Below are 20,756 nucleotides of genomic sequence, written 5' to 3' on the forward strand. Positions count from 1 at the left end.
GCCGGCCTAAACCTCTTCCACCATCACCACGCCACTGAGCGACTTGATCGCGCCCTTGACTTGCGGGTTCACGGCGAAGCGGTCGCCAAGTGACACCTCCACCTCCCCCGGCAAGCCCGGCGACATCAGGCACAAGGACACCGGCCCGCGCGCGCGGATTTTCGGGTCTTGGCCGGAGCGTTCCAGCACCGACGCAATCGCGGTGATTGCGCTGTCGTTCTCGACGAAAATCTTCAAGCCGATAGATCCGGCATCCGCCACCGCGCCATCCACTGGCTGCGCCCCACGGCACAGCAGTTTCAGCTGCTCGGCCTCCAAAGTGGCCTCAACGGTCAGTACGACGTTAGCTCCAGTCACCAAGTGATCACCGGATTTCTCAAGTGTGTCAGAGAACACCGTGACCTCGAACTGCCCCGTCGGGTCAGACCCCTGCACAAAAGCAAACCGATTGCCGCGTGCAGACTTTCGATCCTGACGCCCAGCGATATTTGCCCCAAGCATCGCCACGAACGGCCCACCTTGGGCGCGCAGTGCGATTTCGGTCAGGGTCATGGCTCCCTTGCGCTTCAAGATCAGCATGTAATCGTCGAGCGGGTGGCCGGACAGGTAGAAGCCGATGGCCTTGAATTCCTCCATCAGGCGCTCGGCTGGCAACCAGTCTTCGACCGGCGACAGGCGCGGCTCCGGCAGGTCATCCCCCGCCTCACCAAACAGGGACACTTGGTTCGAATTGCGTTGCTCGTGAATAGCGGCGGAATAATTTACCAAGCCGTCCAGCGACGCGAAGACACGGTGGCGGTTGGGGTCGAGCTGATCAAACGCGCCCGAGCGCGCCAGCATTTCCAGCGGCCGCTTGCCCACGCGTTTCAAATCCACGCGACGCGCCACATCGTAGAGCGTGGTGAACGGGGTATCGCCGCGCCCTTCGGTCACCAGTTTCATCGCCTCCACACCCACGTTTTTCAGCCCGCCAAGCGCGTAGATGACCTTGCCGTCGCCCACGGTAAACATCGCCTCGGAGCGGTTCACACAGGGCGGCACCACCTCCAAATCCATCTTCTTGGTGATTTCATTGAAATAGTCGGCCAGCTTGTCGGTCAGGTGCAAATCGCAATTCATCACCCCCGCCATGAACTCGACAGGGTGGTTCGCCTTGAGCCACGCGGTTTGGTAGCTGACCACCGCATAGGCCGCCGCGTGGGATTTGTTGAAGCCGTAGTTGGCGAATTTCTCCAGAAGGTCGAACACCTCGCGGGCCTTCTTAGCGTCGACGCCGTTTTCCTTGGCACCTTTCTCGAATTTGGGCCGCTCGGCGTCCATGGCCTCTTTGATCTTCTTACCCATCGCGCGGCGCAGCAGATCAGCGCCGCCGAGCGAGTAGCCCGCCATGACCTGCGCGATCTGCATAACCTGTTCTTGGTAGACGATAATGCCTTGGGTTTCGGCCAAGATATGGTCGATGGAGGGGTGGACGGACTCCAGCTCCTTTGTGCCGTTCTTCACCTCGCAATAGGTCGGGATATTCTCCATCGGACCGGGGCGATACAGCGCCACCAAAGCCACAATGTCCTCAATACAAGTGGGTTTCATGCGCCGCAGCGCATCCATCATGCCGGAGCTTTCCACCTGGAACACCGCAACGGTCTTGGCGGCGGAATAGAGGTCGTAAGACTTCTTGTCGTCCAGCGGGATCGCCCCGATGTCGTTCTCTGCACCTGCGGGCGGCTCGAACAATGTGTTGCCGTCGGCATCCACATGAAGTGGCCGCGATGGGATAATCAGGTCGATGGCGTTCTGGATAACGGTCAGGGTTTTCAGGCCCAGAAAGTCGAATTTGACCAGCCCCGCCTGCTCCACCCACTTCATGTTGAACTGGGTGGCAGGCATGTCGGAGCGCGGGTCTTGGTAGAGAGGCACCAACTGGTCCAGTGGGCGGTCGCCAATCACCACGCCCGCCGCGTGGGTCGAGGCGTTGCGCAGCAGGCCTTCGACCTGTTGGCCGTAGTCCAGAAGCCGCGCTACGACCTCTTCGTTCTTCGCCTCTTCGCGCAGTTTCGGCTCGTCCGCCAAGGCTTTTTCAATCGACACAGGCTTCACGCCCTCGACCGGGATCATCTTCGACAGGCGGTCCACCTGCCCGTAAGGCATCTGCAAAACGCGGCCTACGTCGCGCACGGCGGCCTTGGACAACAGCGCCCCGAAGGTGATGATCTGCCCCACCTTGTCACGGCCGTATTTCTCTTGGACGTAGCGGATCACCTCTTCGCGGCGATCCATGCAGAAGTCGATATCGAAGTCGGGCATGGAGACCCGCTCAGGGTTCAGGAACCGCTCAAACAGCAGGGAATAGCGCAGCGGGTCAAGGTCGGTGACCGTCAGCGCGTAGGCCACCAGCGAGCCCGCACCGGAGCCGCGACCGGGGCCTACAGGTATGTCGTGATCCTTGGCCCATTTGATGAAGTCGGCCACGATCAGGAAGTAACCGGGAAAGCCCATGCCTTCGATGATGCCCAGCTCGAATTCCAGCCGTGCCTCGTATTCCTCCACGGGTGCCGCATGCGGGATCACCGCCAGCCGAGCCTTTAGCCCCTCTTGGGCCTGACGGCGCAACTCTACGACCTCATCATCCGCAAATTTCGGCAAGATCGGGTCGCGTTTGTAGACCTTAAACGCGCAGCGCTGTGCGATTTCGACTGTATTCTCCAGCGCCTCGGGCAGGTCGGCAAACAAAGTTGCCATCTCTTGCGGCGACTTGAAGTAGTGCTGCGGCGTCAGACGACGGCGGCCTTCTTGTTGGTCAACGTAAGCCCCTTCCGAGATACATATCAACGCATCATGCGCTTCGTACATATCCGGCTTGGGGAAGTAAGCGTCGTTGGTTGCCACCAAGGGCAACCCCATCGCATAGGCCATTTCAACATGGCCGCGCTCCGACTTTTGTTCGGCTTCGGGCAAGCCTCCGTCCACCGGATGCCGTTGCAATTCCACGTAGAGACGGTTGGGATAAATTCGCGCCAGATCGCGCATCAATGCGTCCGCTTTCGGAGTTTGTCCTGCTCTCAGCAGTCGCCCGATTGGGCCATCCGGTCCGCCCGTCAGGCAGATCAGGCCATCGTTATAAATATCGAGTTCTTCGACGGAAACCTGCGGCAACGCCCCGCCCGCATCAATATACAGACAGGAGTTTAGCTTCATCAGGTTTTCATAACCGCGTTCGCTTTGGGCCAATAGCACGATTGGAGCCGGATCGCGGGGGCGTTCGCCTTGAGCCGCTTTTTCGTAGGTCAGGTCTACCTGACACCCGATGATCGGCTGGACACCCGCCTCTGACGCGTATTCGGAAAACTCCAGCGCCGCGAACATATTATTGGTGTCGGTCAGAGCAACAGCAGGCATTCCCACGGCGGCGCAAAGTCCCGGCAATTTCTTCAGGCGTAAAGCCCCTTCCAGCAGTGAGTACTCGGAATGGACGCGAAGGTGGATGAATCGGGGGGAGCTGCTCATGGCACCACACTAGGGTCACGCCGACCGATCGAAAACCCCGAAAACAGGTATCAACACGTGGCAAAAAAGGCCGCTTGTATAATTCTGAGTGTTTTAATAAGAAATGTATATCTTACAAAAGGACTCAGAATATGAAACGCCTATCACTCATCTCTCTACTCTCGATAACTCTGGCCACATCAGCACTTGCATCTGGCGCAGATGACAAAGCCCATTCTGGCGACACGACCTTCCTTCCCGACGGCGCATTTACCTATGAAGTCTTTGAGGCTTCGGTCGAGCATGCAGACCTAGAAGGTTGCCCTAAGCAGTTCGACACCGACGTTGTATTCTGCCGCATCACACTGGCCAGCGATCAAGCACACATCTTTGTCTTCTCCTACGAGGGCGACCAACCCCTCATGGCGGTGAAACCTTACGACCTGACTGACGGCTTCTTGCCGTTCTAGAAATCCTTCCACGGCAGAATCTCTTTGCACTCTAAAGAGATTCTGCTTGCTGGATCTGCACGCCCTTGTAACTTAGGCGCATGGCTAACCATTCGCTCGACATCTTATTTGCGACCCTCGGCGATCCGACCCGACGTGCCATCATCGAACGGCTCGCCCATGGGCCCGCCGCGGTCAAAGAACTGGCCGCGCCACATGACATGGCACTCCCGTCATTCTTACAACATATCAAGATAATGGAAGCGGGTGGCATCATCGTCACCCGCAAGGAAGGCCGTCAGCGCATTTGCTGGATGGAGCCCAACGCGCTCATTCCCTTGCAGGGATGGTTGGAATGGCAACGGCAAGCTTGGGAAGCGCAAACCAGCGAGCCCAGAAACTGAAATGCTTGCCAAAAGGGTTTTCTTGCGCTTTCCTTGTCAGCATCAAAATCCCGCCTGCCTTCTACGTCGCATCGAAGGCACGCTACTGGGGACACCCAACAGGTAACGCGGCAGGAATAATTCCATATGCTAACGTTTCTTCTGAACGGAGAGACCGTGGAGGCCGAGGTCGGCCCCACCGAGACGTTGCTTGATTTTTTGCGCGAACGACGTGGGATGACGGGGACCAAAGAAGGTTGCAACGAAGGCGACTGCGGAGCGTGCTCCGTTATTGTGACCAATGAAGACGGCGTGGCGCAGGCGATGAATGCCTGCATCTTGTTCATGCCCCAACTATCCGGCCGTGCAGTGCGGACGGTTGAAGGGATTGCCGGACCAAACGGCAACCTGCACCCGGTGCAACGCGCAATGGTCGAGCACCACGGATCCCAATGCGGCTTTTGCACATCGGGTTTTGTCACCACCATGGCGGCGGCTCACAAAAATGGGGCCACTGATTACAACGACCAACTGGCCGGCAACCTGTGCCGCTGCACGGGCTACGCGCCAATTATTCGCGCGGCAGAAGCTGCATCCACCGAAGATGTACCAGACTGGATGAACGACAGTGCCATCGGAGCTGATGCCCCCTATCCGATGCCCGATAGTTCGGACGAGTTGGCGACATGGTATGAGGCAAACCCCGACGGGACATTGATAGGCGGGGCAACAGATGTGGGCCTTTGGATCACCAAGCAGCTGCGCGAGTTGGACAAAGTGGCCTTCACCGGACGCTGCGCCGACCTGCAACAGATTGAAGAGACCGAAGACGGCCTGCGCATCGGCGCGGCCTGTACGATTACTCAAGTTCTAGAAGCGGTTAAACCGCTCTACCCGTCCTTTGCCGAAATGCTACGCCGTTACGGCTCCACACAAGTGCGCAACGCGGCCACCATCGGCGGCAATATCGCCAACGGCTCCCCCATCGGGGATGGCCCGCCCGCACTTATAGCCCTTGGGGCAACGCTGCATTTGCGCAAGGGCGACACACGGCGCGAGATGCCGCTAGAAGATTTCTTCATTGAATACGGCAAGCAAGACCGCCAAGACGGTGAATTCGTAGAATTTGTCACCATCCCCAAGCAACGTGACACGTTAAAATGCTACAAGTTATCCAAACGTTTTGATCAAGACATCTCGGCGGTTTGCGGATGTTTCAACGTTGTGGTCGCGGGCGGCTCCGTCGCAAAGGCACGCATTGCATTTGGCGGCATGGCCGGAACCCCCAAACGCGCCTTCAATGTCGAGAAGGCGTTGATCGGGAAAGCATGGTCCGAAGAAAACATGGAGGTCGCTCTGGATGGCTTCGGCAAAGACTACACCCCGATGAGTGACATGCGCGCATCCGCCGAATACCGCATGCAAGCCGCGCAAAACATGCTACGTCGCGTCTATGTAGAAAGCCTCGGTATTCCCGCCTCCGTGCTGGAGGTGCGCCCATGAGCGTCGGCAAGAACACGGCCCATGATGCTGGCCCGCTGCATGTCACAGGCGCCGCGCGCTATACGGACGACATTCCGACGCCGCGCGGTACGCTGTATCTAGCCTCTGGTCTGAGTTCCATTGCCAAAGGGGCAATCACCGCGGTTAATCTCGACGCCGTGCGAGTTGCCGACGGCGTCGTAGATGTCCTTGTGGCAGGCGATCTGCTTCATGACAACGATGTCAGCCCCTCGAACCACGACGAACCATTGCTGGCCACGGGCGACGTTCACTACCTTGGCCAGCCAATCTTCCTTGTTGTTGCGACCTCCCACCTTGCTGCCCGCAAAGCCGCTCGGCTGGCTAAAGTCGCATACAACGAGCAGACGCCAATCCTGACGATTGATGAGGCGATGGCCGCCAACTCCCGCTTCGAGGACGGCCCGCGCATCTACACCAAAGGCGATGCCGAGGCGCAGCTGGGCAAGGCCACCAACCGCGTTCAAGGCAGCTTCGAGATCGGCGGCCAAGAGCACTTTTATCTGGAGGGCCACGCAGCCCTCGCCGTCCCGCAAGAAGGCAGCGACATGGTGGTTCATGCCTCGTCTCAACACCCAACGGAAATCCAACACAAAGTGGCCGAAGCCCTAGGTCGTCCGATGAATGCGGTCCGTGTTGAAGTGCGCCGGATGGGTGGCGGCTTTGGGGGTAAAGAAAGCCAAGGCAACGCACTGTGTGTGGCATGCGCAGTGGTCGCGCAGAAGCATCACGTACCGGTCAAAATGCGCTATGACCGCGACGACGACATGATCGTCACGGGCAAGCGCCACGAGTTTCGCATTGACTATGACGTGGGTTTTGATGCCCGCGGACGCATACAGGCGGTGGACTTTGTGCATTATGCCCGCTGCGGCTGGGCGCAGGACCTGTCCTTGCCTGTAGCAGATCGCGCCATGCTGCATGCCGACAATGCGTATAATCTGGATCATGCACGGATCACCTCGCACCGGTTAAAGACCAACACCCAAAGCAACACGGCTTTCCGAGGTTTTGGCGGGCCGCAAGGAGTTGTCGGGATCGAGCGGGTCATGGACCATATCGCGCATCATTTAGGATTGGATGCGTTGCAGGTGCGCCGCGAAAATTTTTATGCCTCCGGCGGGAATATTTCTGCCAAGATGAAATCCCAGACCACGCCTTACGGGATGGAGGTCACCGACAGCATCGTCCGCGAGATGGTGGATGCTTTAGAGGTGTCATCTGACTACCAAGCGCGGCGTCGATCCGTGTCTGAATGGAACGACAAAAATCCCGTGTTGAAACGCGGGATTTCTTTGACGCCCGTAAAGTTCGGCATCTCGTTCACGCTCACCCACCTCAACCAAGCGGGTGCTTTGGTGCATGTGTACCAAGACGGCTCGATCCATCTGAACCATGGCGGCACAGAGATGGGGCAAGGGTTGTTTACCAAGGTGGCGCAAGTGGCCGCGCAGTGCTTTGGAGTGCCATTGGACGTCGTGAAAATCACGGCGACCGACACCGGTAAAGTGCCCAATACATCCGCGACAGCAGCCTCATCAGGCTCCGATCTAAACGGCATGGCCGTGTTGAATGCCTGCGAAAAAATCAAAGCGCGCGTGGCCAAGTTCCTGTCGAACTCAGAGGTCGTTTTTGAGGGCGGCCTGGTCCGTTTTGACAAGCAAGAGTTGAGCTTCGCCGAGGCCGTCTCCAAAGCCTACCAGAACCGTATTTCCCTGTCGGCCACCGGTTTTTACGCCACACCCGATGTGCAATGGGACCGCATCAAAGGCCATGGTCGCCCATTCTTCTATTTCGCATACGGCGCAGCCGTCACTGAAGTGGTGATCGATACACTCACTGGCGAAAACCGTATCCTGAGGGCTGATATTCTGCATGACTGCGGGCGCTCCCTAAACCCAGCTTTGGATATCGGCCAAATTGAGGGCGGCTATGTGCAGGGCGCAGGCTGGTTGACGACCGAAGAATTGATCTGGGACGCCAGAGGTAACTTAAAAACCCACGCCCCTTCGACATACAAAATTCCCGCCACCTCAGACCGCCCCGAAGTTTTCAACGTAGCACTTTGGGACGGAGAAAACCGCGCAGAGACTGTGTTCAAATCCAAAGCCGTCGGAGAGCCACCACTTATGCACGGCATCTCAGCGTGGTCCGCATTGTCCAACGCGATAGCGGCCTGTGGCGACGCCTATCCCGACCTTGATGCTCCTGCCACCGCAGAGCGAGTCTTGATGGCCTGCCAGAGGTTACGCGGATGAGCTTCGATGCGGCTGGATTGCGCGATGCGCTGGCGGAACATGGCCACGTAGCACGCGTAGTGATTGTGGCGCATCAAGGCTCCAGTCCACGCGAGACCGGCGCATCCATGCTGGTCTGGGAGGGCGGGCAATCTGGAACCATCGGCGGTGGCGCACTTGAACTGGAAGCCGCGCGACTAGCGTTAAAGAGAACGACCCCGACTATCACCCGTGTCCCCCTTGGGCCATCATTAGGACAATGCTGCGGTGGAGCCGTGACCTTAGCCACTGAAGTTTTTACAAAGATGCCCGATATCGAAACCAGCTTCGCCCGACGTGTTGACGGCGATGCAGCACAACCGATGGCGATAGCGCGCGCTATAGCAAACACCCGCAATGGATCGGGCGAAGGTTTGGTGTTCGAGAACGGGTGGCTTTTTGAACCTGTTCAACCGGCGCGTACGCCCCTTTGGGTCTGGGGCGCGGGTCATGTCGGGCGTGCAATCGTGAGCACCCTTGCCCCCACGCAAGCCTTCGACATCACGTGGATTGATAGCGGGCCGCATCGCTTCCCCGAAAATCAGGACATCCAATCGTCCGTCACAGAGTTGACAGCCATCAACATTCCAGACGCCGCGCATTGTGCCCCGCTAGAAGCCCACCACCTAATTCTGACCTACTCGCATGCGTTTGACCTCGAGCTTTGCCATCGGCTTCTATCACATGGCTTCGCGACCGCTGGATTGATTGGATCGGCCACCAAATGGACCCGTTTCAGGTCAAGACTTCAGGCGCTTGGCCATACGGACGCCCAAATCGCGCGCATACGATGTCCAATCGGTCAACCGGTTCTTGGGAAACACCCCCAGGCCATTGCGGTGGGCGTTGCATCTGAGCTACTGATGTCTATGCAGACGGAGACCTTGGGGAAGGATGTCGCGGTTTGATGGATGAGCGCTTGACTAGCGCGGGTGAAGACCTGCTGACAATTGAGGGTCTCACCAAGGCCTATCCCGGCGTTGTCGCCAATGACAATGTTTCGTTTTCCATCCGCCCCGGTGAAGTGCACGCCCTGCTGGGTGAGAACGGTGCTGGTAAATCTACACTCGTGAAAATGATCTACGGCTTGGTGAAACCCGACGCTGGCAGCATGACCTTTAAGGGAACGCCATACGCCCCATCCGAACCGCGCGCAGCACGCGCGTCCGGCGTTGCCATGGTATTCCAGCATTTCTCGCTGTTCGAGGCCTTGGATGTGGCCGAAAACATCGCGTTAGGAATGGAACATCCGCCCAAGATGCGCGATCTTGCAACCCGCATCCGCGAGGTATCGCATAACTATGGCCTGCCCTTGGACCCCGACCAGTTGGTTGGCGATCTGTCCGCGGGCGAACGCCAACGCGTCGAGATCATCCGCTGCCTGCTGCAAAACCCCAAACTGCTGATCATGGATGAGCCGACCTCGGTGCTGACACCACAAGAGGTCGCCATCCTGTTCCAAACCCTCGAAAAACTGCGGGGCGAGGGCTGCTCGATCCTCTACATTTCCCACAAGCTCGAAGAAATTCGCGCGCTTTGTGACCATGCCACGGTTCTGCGGTTGGGCAAGAAAGTTGCCACCTGCAATCCGCGCCAAGAAACCGCGCGCGCTATGGCTGAAATGATGGTGGGCGAAACGCTGCATGTGCCGCAGAAAGCCCTTCGCGTTCCGCAAGATGTCGCCCTTGAAATCGAAGCGCTTGATGTTCCCGCCCGCACAGCGTTCGGAACATCGCTGAAGGGCATCAACATGTCCGTTCAGAAAGGTGAAATTCTTGGCATAGGTGGTGTCGCGGGTAACGGCCAAGAGGAGCTTTGCGCCGTGATCGCGGGCGAAATCCTGGTGGAAAATGCCAAACTCCGCCTTGCCGGTATCCCGATCGGCGACCAAGGTCCAAACCCGCGCCGAGCATTGGGCTTGCTCTCTGCGCCCGAAGAGCGATTGGGACACGCCGCAGCCCCTGATATGTCGCTGACCGAGAACGCACTTTTGTCCGGCTCGGCCCGGCAAGAATTAGAACACAAAGGTATGATCGACTGGGGTAAGACCCGCGACTTTGCCAAACATATCATCAGAGAATTCGACGTACGCACCCCCTCGCCAAATACTGCAGCACGAGCCTTATCGGGTGGCAACTTGCAGAAGTTCGTGATTGGGCGCGAGATTCTTCAAAAACCCGCAGTGTTGGTGGTCAACCAGCCCACATGGGGCGTTGATGCGTCTGCTGCGGCATCCATCCGGCAAGCCCTGTTGGACCTTGCAGCTGAAGATGCCGCGATCGTTGTTATTAGCCAAGATCTCGACGAGTTAATGGAAATTTCCGACCGCTTTGCTGCGCTGAACGAGGGACGTCTGAGCCCGCCCGTCGAAGCAGCCGGGCTGACCGTCGACCAAATTGGCCTAATGATGGGCGGCGCTCATGATCTTGAGCCTGCAGCCGAGGTGACAGCATGATCACTCTTGAAAAACGCCCGCAACCGTCGAAGCTGTGGACTGCCATCACGCCAGTCTTAGCGGTGATTGCAACTATGATCGCCGGTGGCTTCATGTTCGCCATCCTCGGCAAAGACCCGTTCGAGGCCATTCGCACGATCTTTTGGGACCCGCTGTTCAATGAGCAATTCGCGGCGTTCTCACGCCCTCAACTTCTGGTCAAAGCCGCGCCGTTGATCCTGATTGCGATTGGTCTGTCCGTCGGCTTTCGCGCAGGCGTGTGGAATATCGGGGCAGAGGGGCAATACATCATCGGCGCCATCTGCGGCGCGGCAGTCGGCCTGGCCTTCTATCCGACCGAGAGCTTTTTTATCTTTCCGCTGATGGTCATTGCAGGCGCTTTGGGTGGTTTGGCTTGGGCGATGATCCCCGGCATCCTGAAGGTCAAGTTCCACACTAACGAAATTTTGGTGTCCTTGTTGCTGGTCTACGTGGCGGAGTTCATCCTTGCTTCCATGGCGCTTGGGACCTTGCGCAACCCTGAAGGCAACGGCTTCCCCGGATCGCGCAATCTGAAGGAATATCCTTCGGCTTTTAACGCTGAATTGCTTCCCGGCTCCGGCGCGCATTGGGGGGTTGTTGCGGCCATCGTGGCAGTGATCTTCGCCTATGTACTGTTCTCCAAACACATGATGGGATTCCACATTCGCCTTGCCGGCCAAGCCCCCAAGGCCGCGCGCTTTGGCGGGGTGGAGCCTGCGCGCCTAATCCTGTTCTGCCTTGGCGTTTCAGGTATGCTCGCAGGTATGGCCGGATTGTTCGAAGTTTCGGGTCCAGCAGGTCAAATCAGTATCGATTTCAACGTCGGCTATGGTTTCACGGCAATCATTGTGGCTTTCCTTGGTCGCCTGAACCCATTTGGCATTTTGTTGGCTGGGCTGCTGATGGCGCTGACATATATCGGCGGGGAATTGGCGAGCTTTATGCTGGGTGTCCCAACAGCCGCTATTCAGGCGTTTCAGGGAATGCTGCTGTTTTTCTTGTTGGCGGTCGACGTGCTGACGAACTACCGGATCAGATTTGGCAAAAGAGGGATTGCATAATGCGAGTTCATAAAGCTCCATTGCTGATGGGTGGTATGATGGGACTCATGTTGCCGTGGATGATGCATATGGAAAACGGCGGGAGCGCGGGGTTTGTTTTTGTGCTTTCCCACATTGCGCTGATTGTTGGTATTGCCGCGTTGGCGTTGTTTGTCCCATCGGTAAGGCACAAGTTGCGCAATGTTAAAGGTCATATGGCTCATGTCCGACTAATGGGTATCGGCTTGATCTCAGGATTAGCTGCAACCTGTGCAATTTGCCTCGCGATTGGCGGTGTTCATTGGACCTAAGTGCAATCTCCCCAACCCTGCTCCTCGCCTCCCTCATGGTCGCCGCGACGCCAATCCTCTTGGCCGCACTTGGCGAGCTCGTCGTCGAGAAATCCGGCGTCCTGAACCTCGGGGTCGAGGGGATGATGATCACCGGTGCCATCTGCGGGTTCGCCATCGCAGTCGAAACAGGGTCTCCGGTGCTGGGCTTCATCGCTGCGGCGATCGGCGGCGCGCTGTTGTCGCTAATCTTCGGCATCCTGACGCAGTATTTGCTCTCGAACCAAGTTGCCACAGGCCTTGCCCTGACTCTGTTCGGTCTCGGGCTATCATCGCTAATCGGTCAAGGCTACGTGGGTATTCGCCCCCCGGCCGTAGAAAAGCTGAACCTCGGCCCGCTTTCCGACATCCCTTTCTTTGGGCCGGTACTCTTTAACCACGACCTTATGGTTTACCTGACATTGGCACTCTGTGTGGCGATATGGGCCGTTCTAAAATACTCCCGCGCCGGACTGATCCTACGCGCGGTCGGAGAAAACCACGACGCGGCGCACGCGCTTGGCTACAAAGTCATCCACGTGCGGCTGCTTGCGATCAGTTTCGGTGGGGCCTGCGCAGGCTTGGGTGGGGCGTATCTGAGCCTTATCCGCGTGCCACAATGGACCGAGGGCATGACGGCGGGTGCAGGCTGGATCGCATTGGCCATTGTGGTGTTCGCAAGCTGGCGGCCGCTACGTGTTCTGCTAGGTGCCTACCTTTTCGGCGGGGTGACCGTATTGCAGCTCAATTTGCAGGCCGCGGGCTTCTCAATTCCTGTCGAATACTTGTCCATGTCGCCATATCTGATAACCATCGCAGTGCTGGTCATCATGTCCGCGCCACGTAAAGGCAAAAAGGGTCGCGCGTCACTCGCCGCGCCCGCCTGTCTTGGTCGTGCATTCCATGCCTCACAGTGAGGCCACTAATTAGTTTTAACCCTGGGGAGATACCATAAATGAAACGCAGAACAATTCTGGCAGGGGCCGTTGCAGCTCTAGCATTAAGCGGCGCAGCCTACGCGCAAGATAAAACCAAGGTTGGCTTCATCTTCGTCGGCCCCGTCGGCGATGGCGGCTGGACTTATGAACACAATCAAGGCCGTTTGGCCGTCGAAGCCGAGTTCGGCGACAAGGTCGAAACCATCTTCCAAGAAAGCGTCCCTGAAGGGGCCGACGCTGAGCGCGTGATTACCCAAATGGCGCTGTCGGGCGCTGACCTGATCTTCACCACCTCGTTTGGCTACATGGACCCGACCAACGCGGTCGCAGCGAAATTCCCGAACGTGAAGTTCGAGCACGCCACCGGTTACAAACGCGCCGACAACGTCTCGACATACTCTGCCCGTTTTTATGAAGGCCGCGCAGTTCAGGGCCACATCGCGGGCAAAATGACCAAGACCAACAAGGTCGGCTACATCGCGTCCTTCCCAATCCCGGAAGTTATCCGTGGCATCAACTCCGCCTATATCCACGCCAAGAAGGTGAACCCTGACGTCGAATTCAGCGTCGTATGGGCCTACACATGGTTTGACCCTGCGAAAGAGGCCGACGCCGCAACTGCATTGATCGAGCAAGGCGCAGACGTGATCTTGCAGCACACCGACTCCACGGCCCCACAAGCTGCGGCACAAAAGGCCGGCAACGTGATCACTTTTGGTCAGGCGTCCGACATGTCGGAATACGCCCCGCTGCCACGTGTGTCCTCGATCATCGACGATTGGGCCCCCTACTACATTGCGCGCGTAAAAGCCGTGATGGATGGCACATGGGAAAGCACCGACACTTGGGACGGTATTGGCCCGGGCATGGTTGGTATCGGCGAAATCTCGGACGCTGTTCCAGCCGACGTGAAGGCCGAGGCCCTCGCACTGAAAGACAGCCTTGCCGACGGCTCCTACCACCCGTTCACCGGCCCGCTAAAGAAACAGGACGGTTCCGATTGGTTGGCTGAAGGCGAGACCGCTGACGACGGCACGCTTGCTGGCATGAACTTCTATGTCGAAGGCATTACAGGCGACATTCCTAACTAAGGTCAGACCTAGAAAAGCTACAAAGGCCCGTGAGCAATCGCGGGCCTTTTTTGTGGGCTTCAGAGTTGCGGAAACAGATACAGCCCAAGCAACAACAGGCAAAACAGCGTCAGCGTCAGATTGAAGCCCCTGCGCCACGACGGGGCGTCGGCAAGGCCAAGATAACGCGACAGAATAATGCGCGCTTTCATCAACGCCAAAGCCAATACAACGCTGCCCATGATGCGCGTATCAAAACCGCGATCCATCATTGTCGATACCACTGCGGAAAGGCCGCTCAGCGCAATCAGAACAACCCACGCACGGGTGAGGGCATCAGATTTAATCATGCTCAGGCCAGCAAATAAATAACGGGAAAAAGCAGGACCCAGACCAGATCGACCATATGCCAAAAGGCGGCCCCCATCTCGATGTTCTCAGGCGTATCGCGCCATGCGACAAGCAACAGAACCAAAACCCCTGCAATCACATGCGCCGCATGGAACCCCGTGAGAAGGTAGTAAAACATGAAGAACGGGTGTGTGTCATAGGTGATCCCCTGCGCGGCCTTGTCGGCGTATTCGGCCAATTTGATGATAAGAAACACTACGCCCAAAGCCGCCGCCGCAATCAGAGCCAGCCGCGCCGCCCCGCGTTGGGCCGCCAAATTTAGACGCAAACCTATCGCGGCCAGATAGCCGCTTGTGATCAAAATGATGGTATTGAGGGCCGCGCCAGTGCGATGAAGCTGCGACTGTGCCTCGGCAAAGCCCGCAGGGTCACTTATGCGCAGCGACAAAAACACCACGAGACCAGCACCGAAGATCAAAAGCTCGCTGATGATCAATACCCACATCATCAGGTCGCCCGGCAACTCCTCAAGCAAATTTTGTGATGTTTGTTCTGTCATGGGTGGCCCTTGCGCCTCTCTTTGTCCGAGCATGCTTGACCTAATCCGACGCAGGCAAGGTTGTTCTACGACAACCTTGAACGGATTGATCTTTATACATTGTATTTTCTCTGCCAGTCTCGCCTGCATGATACACTTGACCACGGCCAACGGGGCCCCCGCTTCCAAGCATTGTTTTGGCACCATGCAGTTTGGTGGCAAGGCAGACATCGTCGCCAGCCAATCAATGTATGAGGATTGCCGCACCGCTGGCATCAACTTTTTCGACACGGCCTATGTCTATACGGGCGGACAGTCCGAGACGATGCTCGGACGTTTTATTCAGTCAGAACGCGATGACGTCCTCGTCGCCACTAAAATCGCCTATGACAAACCTCAGACCAAGGCGAACGTCTTGCAATCCTTCGAGGAAAGCCGCGCGCGGATGAAGGTCGACATGATTGATCTGCTGTATCTGCATCGGTTTGACCCCACCACACCCCTAGAAGAGAGCTTTGAAGCTCTGGCCGAATTGCGCGAAGATGGATTAATCCGCTACATCGGCATCTCCAATTTCGCAGCGTGGCAGGTGATGAAGGCTGCTCAGGTGGCGCGTGGGTTCGGCACGACGGTGGATGTGCTTCAACCGATGTACAACCTTGTGAAGCGTCAAGCTGAGGTTGAAATCCTTCCCGCCTGCGCGGATCAAGGGATCGCGGTGGTTCCTTACTCTCCACTGGGCGGCGGCTTGCTGACAGGAAAATACGCAACGGATAAAGCGGCGGGCCGTCTCATCGATAGCGCACAATACAACGCCCGTTATAACGTCACGTGGATGCACGAGGCCGCAGCAAAACTGCCTGCTATCGCACTGGAGCATCGCACGGATGCCGCAACGCTCGCCGTCGCATGGGTTGCCAAAAACCCCTTTGTTGCCGCTCCAATCATTTCCGCCCGATCGTCAGAGCAACTGGCGCCATCTTTGGCAGCATTGGATTTTGAGATGAGCGACTCATTGTACGATCAGCTAACTGCGTTGTCCCAGCCTCCGGCCCCAGCAACCGATCGACTTGAAGAGGTATGATCGATTTTCTGGTAATAGGTGGCGGCATAGCCGGAGCTTCCGCCGCAGCGCGTCTGTCAGAGCTAGGTAGCGTCACACTTTTGGAGCGTGAGCACGCATTGGCCTATCATGCCTCCGGCAGGTCTGCTGCGATGTTTGAGGAGACTTATGGCAAGCCCTCCACCATTGCCCTGAACCGCGCCAGCAAAGAGTGGCATCTTGAGATCAACCGGTCCTGTGACCTTCCGCGTGGGCTTATGTTGCTTGGCCATGAGGACAACAAGATCGCCTTTGGAACTGACATAGTTTCAATGCAGCTGCGACGATTAACGATAGAGGAGGCGTTGGAAATTTTTCCAATTCTCGATCCTGATCGTGTCACTCAAGTGGGCTATCACGAAAGCGCATGGGACATAGACACGGACGCCGCGATACAGCGTTTTATCCGGCACATGCGCAGCAACGGTGGCACTGTAGTGACCCGCGCCGAGGTGTCAGCTATCGAGAGAACAAAGCGCGGATGGCGCGTGTCTGCCGGAGAAGACTACGAGGCGCGCCAGATCGTCAATGCGGCGGGCGCTTGGGCTGATCAGATTGCACATATGGCCAGCATCGCGCCATTGGGATTGCAGCCAATGCGCCGGTCAATCGCGCGGGTTGCGGCGCCCAGTGGATATGATGTCAGCCGGTGGCCCCTACTATTTGGACCCGGCGAAAACTGGTACGCGAAGCCTGATGCAGGTGCGCTGTTGATTTCGCCTGCAGATGAAGAGCCTGTGCTGCCAGTGGACGCTTGGGCAGTCGACATGGTGCTTGCAGAAGGCATCGCCCGCTACGAGGAGCACGTCACCGCGCCGGTGCAACGGATGATCGCCAACTGGGCGGGCTTGCGCACTTTCGCACCGGACCGTTGCCTTGTGATCGGCGCGTCGGAGCAGGACGGGTTCTGGTGGTGCGCGGGGCAAGGGGGCTACGGCTTCCAGACCGCGCCCGCGGCGAGCCAGCTTCTGGCCGATCTGATAGGTGGTCGCACGTCGGAGCTGGACGCAGGCGCCATTGCGGCGCTTTCACCCGCGCGGTTTGGCAGCGATTGAATAGCGCCCGAACGCCGCTTATGTGAAAGCGCATGATGGCAACCGACCCTCGCAGACAAGACCGCGCAAGCCGCCGCTTCGAGCGGCAGTTTCGACTGTTCGAGCGCAAGGTTCCCGCCTTGCGTCGCCCGCTGAACGCCATTCGCGCCAAGGGGTGGTGGATCGTTCGGGTGCCGGTTGCGCTCGTGTTCATCATCGGCGGGTTTCTGGCGATTTTGCCGGTTTTCGGCATGTGGATGCTGCCGATCGGGTTGCTGCTTCTGGCCGTGGATATCACCGCTCTGCGCGGGCCGTTGGCGGATATGATTGTGCGCGCAAGGCGGCGGATCGAGCTTTGGCGAAGGCGCTAGGGCGGCATACCTTCCTGTTCAAAAACAGGCGTCACGCTTGACTCAAACGTCAATTCCGCGAAGGCTGACCTCATTAATTCAATAAATTGTGAGGTTAGGATGAAAATCCCTTTAGTGCTTTTTGCGGCATCTATTGCTGTTTTTTCCGGATGCGAAAAATCTGCGACCATTAGTTTGAACTACGCCACCACCGGCATCGGGGTGCATAACGCGGCCAAATATGACGTTGGAAAAGTGTTCGTCTGGCAACCCGCCAACAACCTTGTGCGCGATCTGGCGGATGTGGACGCGCGGGCGTCCGGCTACTCGGAAACGCCTGTTCAGGCGACGACCGACACCGCCCGCGAGGTGCGTGGTTTCGTGACCAGCAACAATTTTCAGGCCACCCCGGCGCAGCGGGCCAGCATGGAATTGAAGGCCAGCAACGCCACCAACATCGCCTATTCCAACTACAAGATCAGCACGTCAGACGACACGCGCGGGGCCATGGCGGCCTATATCAACGCCCGCCCCGAGGCCGTTGCGGCGGATTGGGCGCTTGACGAGGCCATCGCAAGCGGCGGCACCTATTACGTCACCGTATTCAAAACCATCGAGACGGAAACGGCGTCGCTCGAAGTCGGGCGGGAGCTGTCAGGCTCCGCCTCCGTCAATGTGCCTTCGGTCGAGGGGGATGTGAATATCTCGCTCTCCGACACCTCGGCAATCCAGTGCAACGGGCGGCAACGTTGCTTCTTCGACGTGCGCATCTACCAGCCCTACAGGAACGGTTCCGGCAACTACGATTTCCGCCGGCCGCTCAGTAAAGGCGTCGACCGGCGGGCCTTTGTCGAGGATTTACGCGGCTCGATCCGCTAAGCCCTACCCGTCCATGCGGATGGTTGCGTTTTTCGGATCGTAGGGGCTGTCTTCGACCACGGTGGCGTCCCAAAGCTCGCGCTGCATACGGACTTTCAGCTTGGTGCCAACCTCCGCCAGTTCCGGTTTGACGTAGCCCATGCCGATGCTTTTTCCGAACGCGACGGAGTAGCCGCCCGACGTCAGGCGGCCCACTTTGGTGTCGCCGGAATAGAGCGCCTCGCGGCCCCACGGGTCGGCGTCCTCCGGCCCGTCGATCAGCAGCGTCACGCATTTGGAGCGGATACCGATGGCCTCCATCGCGTCCTTGCCACGGAAGTCTTTTTCCAGATCGACGAAGCGCGGCAGATCGGCCTCCAACGGGGTCGCATCGCGGCCAAGTTCGGTGCCGAACGCGCGGTACGATTTTTCCATGCGCAGCCAGTTTTGGGCGCGTGCACCGACCAGTTTCATGCCGTGCGGCTCACCTGCTTTTTCCAGCAGGTCGAACAGGTAGTTCTGCATCTCGATGGGGTGGTGCAATTCCCAACCCAGCTCGCCTGTGTAGGCCACGCGGATGGCGTTGACGGGGCACATGCCCAGCTCGATCTGCTTGGCCGACAGCCACGGGAAGCGCTTGTTGGACAGCGCGGTAGCGGGGTCGGCGTCCTTGATGACGGCGTTCAGAACGTCGCGAGATTTGGGGCCTGCGATGGCAAAGACGCCCCATTGGGTGGTGACGTCCTGACATTCGATGCGGCCAAACTCCGGCTCTTTGTCCTCGATGGCCTTGCGCAGGTAGTCGGCGTCGTAGGCCGTCCATGCGCCTGCGGAGACCAGATAGAACTCGTCCTCAGCCAGCCGCACGATGGTGTATTCGGTACGCGTTGTGCCTGCATCGGTCAGCGCGTAGGTCAGGTTGATGCGGCCCACGCGGGGCAGTTTGTTGGTGGTGAACCAGTCGAGGAAGGCCGCAGCGCCTGCCCCTTTGACGATGTGCTTGGTGAAGGCGGTGGCATCCACAAGGCCCACGCCTTCACGGATGGCTTTGGCTTCTTCGACCGCGTATTTCCACCAGCCGCCACGGCGGAAGCTGCGGGCGTCGTGGTCGTTGAATCCTTCGGGGGCGTAGTAGTTGGGGCGTTCCCACCCGTTGACCCAGCCAAATTGCGCGCCGCGAGCGGCTTGGCGATCATAGGCTGGCGAGGTGCGGAGCGGGCGGGCCGCGGGGCGTTCCTCGTCCGGGTGATGCAGGATGTAGACGTGGTCGTAGCATTCCTCGTTCTTGCGGGCGGCGAACTCTGTCGTCATCCACGAGCCGTAGCGTTTGGGGTCGAGAGAGGCCATGTCAATCTCCGCCTCGCCCTCGACCATCATTTGGGCAAGGTAGTAGCCGGTGCCACCAGCGGCGGTGATGCCGAACGAAAAACCCTCAGCCAGCCACATGTTGCGCATGCCCGGCGCGGGGCCGACCAGCGGGTTGCCGTCAGGGGTGTAGCAGATCGGGCCGTTGAAATCGTCCTTCAGGCCGCATTCCTCGCAGGACGGAATGCGGTGGATCATTTCCATATATTGCTGCTCGATACGCTCCAGATCGAGCTGGAACAGGTCGGCGCGGAAACTGTCGGGGACGCCGTATTCAAAGCGGGCGGGGGCGTTCTTCTCGTAGACGCCCAATATCCAGCCGCCGCGTTCCTCGCGGACATAGCTTTGCGCGTCGGCGTCGCGGATGACGGGGTGTTCGGGGTTGGTCTTGCGCCATTCGACCAGCGCGGGATCCTGCTCCATCACGATGAACTGGTGTTCGACCGGGATGGCGGGAATTTTAATTTTGAGCAACTCGGCGGTGCGCTGCGCGTGGTTGCCCGTGGCGGTGACGACGTGCTCGGCGGTGATGACGGTCTGCTCGTCCGAGGCGACCAGATTGCCGCCCTTTTCCACCATCTTGGTGACAGTCACGCGCCATTCGGAGCCGGTCCACTCATAGCCATCGACCTGCCACTTGCGCTCGATCGTGACGCCGTGCTGGCGGGCGCCCTTGGCCATCGCCATGGTGACGTCGGCGGGGTTAATGTAGCCGTCAGTGTTGTGATAAATCGCGCCCTTCAGGTCGTCGGTCCGGATCAGCGGCCAGCGGGCTTTGATCTCGGACGGGGTTAGCCATTCATGTGGCACACCGACTGTTTCGGCGGTGGAAGAATAGAGCGCGTATTCGTCCATACGGTCCTGCGTGCGGGCCATGCGCAGGTTGCCGCAGACCGAGAAGCCGGCGTTCAGGCCGGTTTCCGCCTCAAGCTGCTTGTAGAACTTGATCGAGTAGTCGTGGATATGGGTCGTGGCGAACGACATGTTGAAATAGGGCAAAAGCCCCGCCGCGTGCCATGTGGAGCCTGACGTCAGCTCGTCGCGCTCCAGCAGCATGGTGTCCCAACCGGCCTTGCCCAGATGGTAGGCGATCGAGGTTCCGACGGCACCGCCGCCGACCACCAGTGCTTTGACATGCGTTTTCATTTGTACCGACTCCCCTTGGGCTTACTTGGCTTCTGTCTAGCAAGGCG

General features: G+C 58.4%; 18 protein-coding genes. 14 read left to right on the forward strand and 4 right to left on the reverse strand.

From position 1 onward, the window contains the following. Positions 1-6: 6 nt before the first annotated feature. Positions 7-3,504: a DNA polymerase III subunit alpha gene (gene dnaE / locus BCF46_RS07400; RefSeq protein ID WP_121023069.1), complete on the reverse strand. Its 3,498-nt coding sequence runs from the start codon at positions 3,502-3,504 to the stop codon at positions 7-9. Positions 3,505-3,635: 131 nt separating this feature from the next. Here dnaE and BCF46_RS07405 point away from each other — a divergent pair, with 131 nt between their 5' ends. The 10 genes from BCF46_RS07405 to BCF46_RS07450 all read left to right on the forward strand — a co-directional run bounded on the left by BCF46_RS07405 (position 3,636) and on the right by BCF46_RS07450 (position 13,986). Continuing rightward, complete coding sequence (locus BCF46_RS07405; protein ID WP_121023070.1) at positions 3,636-3,953, forward strand: hypothetical protein; 318 nt, start codon at positions 3,636-3,638, stop codon at positions 3,951-3,953. Between the two features lie 80 nt (positions 3,954-4,033). Then, positions 4,034-4,336 (forward strand): ArsR/SmtB family transcription factor, encoded by a 303-nt coding sequence (locus BCF46_RS07410; RefSeq protein WP_121023071.1) that lies wholly within the window; start codon positions 4,034-4,036, stop codon positions 4,334-4,336. A gap of 126 nt (positions 4,337-4,462) precedes the next feature. Then, positions 4,463-5,818, forward strand: coding sequence for a xanthine dehydrogenase small subunit (locus BCF46_RS07415; RefSeq protein WP_121023072.1), 1,356 nt, complete (start codon positions 4,463-4,465; stop codon positions 5,816-5,818). Beyond that, the gene (gene xdhB / locus BCF46_RS07420; RefSeq protein WP_121023073.1) at positions 5,815-8,094 is read left to right on the forward strand and encodes a xanthine dehydrogenase molybdopterin binding subunit; all 2,280 of its coding nucleotides are present in this window, start codon (positions 5,815-5,817) and stop codon (positions 8,092-8,094) included. The genes BCF46_RS07415 and xdhB overlap by 4 nt, the downstream gene beginning before the upstream one ends. Next, a complete protein-coding gene (gene xdhC, locus BCF46_RS07425; protein WP_121023074.1) occupies positions 8,091-9,020 on the forward strand; it encodes a xanthine dehydrogenase accessory protein XdhC in 930 nt (309 codons plus the stop codon). The genes xdhB and xdhC overlap by 4 nt, the downstream gene beginning before the upstream one ends. Beyond that, the gene (locus BCF46_RS07430; protein ID WP_121023075.1) at positions 9,020-10,567 is read left to right on the forward strand and encodes an ABC transporter ATP-binding protein; all 1,548 of its coding nucleotides are present in this window, start codon (positions 9,020-9,022) and stop codon (positions 10,565-10,567) included. Before xdhC ends, BCF46_RS07430 begins: the two co-directional genes overlap by 1 nt. Beyond that, complete coding sequence (locus tag BCF46_RS07435; RefSeq protein WP_121023076.1) at positions 10,564-11,649, forward strand: ABC transporter permease; 1,086 nt, start codon at positions 10,564-10,566, stop codon at positions 11,647-11,649. The genes BCF46_RS07430 and BCF46_RS07435 overlap by 4 nt, the downstream gene beginning before the upstream one ends. After that, complete coding sequence (locus tag BCF46_RS07440; RefSeq protein WP_121023077.1) at positions 11,649-11,939, forward strand: hypothetical protein; 291 nt, start codon at positions 11,649-11,651, stop codon at positions 11,937-11,939. Before BCF46_RS07435 ends, BCF46_RS07440 begins: the two co-directional genes overlap by 1 nt. Continuing rightward, complete coding sequence (locus BCF46_RS07445) at positions 11,930-12,874, forward strand: ABC transporter permease (protein ID WP_121023078.1); 945 nt, start codon at positions 11,930-11,932, stop codon at positions 12,872-12,874. Before BCF46_RS07440 ends, BCF46_RS07445 begins: the two co-directional genes overlap by 10 nt. 38 nt (positions 12,875-12,912) lie before the next feature. Beyond that, positions 12,913-13,986: a BMP family ABC transporter substrate-binding protein gene (locus BCF46_RS07450; protein ID WP_121023079.1), complete on the forward strand. Its 1,074-nt coding sequence runs from the start codon at positions 12,913-12,915 to the stop codon at positions 13,984-13,986. Positions 13,987-14,045: 59 nt separating this feature from the next. Here the strand turns inward: BCF46_RS07450 and BCF46_RS07455 are convergent, their stop codons facing one another. Both BCF46_RS07455 and BCF46_RS07460 read right to left on the reverse strand, forming a co-directional pair. After that, entirely contained in the window at positions 14,046-14,315 is a 270-nt protein-coding gene (locus tag BCF46_RS07455) for a cytochrome C oxidase subunit IV family protein (RefSeq protein ID WP_121023080.1), read from the reverse strand. A 2-nt stretch (positions 14,316-14,317) separates the two neighbouring features. Continuing rightward, positions 14,318-14,875 carry a cytochrome c oxidase subunit 3 gene (locus BCF46_RS07460; RefSeq protein WP_245989884.1) on the reverse strand — a complete coding sequence of 186 codons (558 nt, stop codon included), beginning with the start codon at positions 14,873-14,875 and terminating at the stop codon, positions 14,318-14,320. Between the two features lie 127 nt (positions 14,876-15,002). Between BCF46_RS07460 and BCF46_RS07465 the strand changes: the two genes are divergently transcribed. The 4 genes from BCF46_RS07465 (at position 15,003) to BCF46_RS07480 (ending at position 18,219) form a co-directional block, all read left to right on the forward strand. Continuing rightward, positions 15,003-15,938, forward strand: coding sequence for an aldo/keto reductase (locus BCF46_RS07465; RefSeq protein WP_121023081.1), 936 nt, complete (start codon positions 15,003-15,005; stop codon positions 15,936-15,938). Then, positions 15,935-17,011 (forward strand): NAD(P)/FAD-dependent oxidoreductase, encoded by a 1,077-nt coding sequence (locus tag BCF46_RS07470; RefSeq protein ID WP_121023082.1) that lies wholly within the window; start codon positions 15,935-15,937, stop codon positions 17,009-17,011. Before BCF46_RS07465 ends, BCF46_RS07470 begins: the two co-directional genes overlap by 4 nt. Before the next feature lie 35 nt (positions 17,012-17,046). Continuing rightward, positions 17,047-17,361, forward strand: a complete 315-nt coding sequence (locus tag BCF46_RS07475) for a hypothetical protein (protein ID WP_245989887.1) — start codon at positions 17,047-17,049, stop codon at positions 17,359-17,361. A gap of 99 nt (positions 17,362-17,460) precedes the next feature. After that, the gene (locus BCF46_RS07480) at positions 17,461-18,219 is read left to right on the forward strand and encodes a hypothetical protein (protein ID WP_121023084.1); all 759 of its coding nucleotides are present in this window, start codon (positions 17,461-17,463) and stop codon (positions 18,217-18,219) included. A 3-nt stretch (positions 18,220-18,222) separates the two neighbouring features. Here BCF46_RS07480 and BCF46_RS07485 read toward each other — a convergent pair whose 3' ends face one another. After that, entirely contained in the window at positions 18,223-20,709 is a 2,487-nt protein-coding gene (locus BCF46_RS07485; protein WP_121023085.1) for a GcvT family protein, read from the reverse strand. Between the last annotated feature and the right edge of the window lie 47 nt (positions 20,710-20,756).

The organism is Litoreibacter meonggei (genome assembly GCF_003663885.1).
In the GTDB taxonomy this organism is placed as follows: Bacteria; Pseudomonadota; Alphaproteobacteria; order Rhodobacterales; family Rhodobacteraceae; genus Litoreibacter; species Litoreibacter meonggei.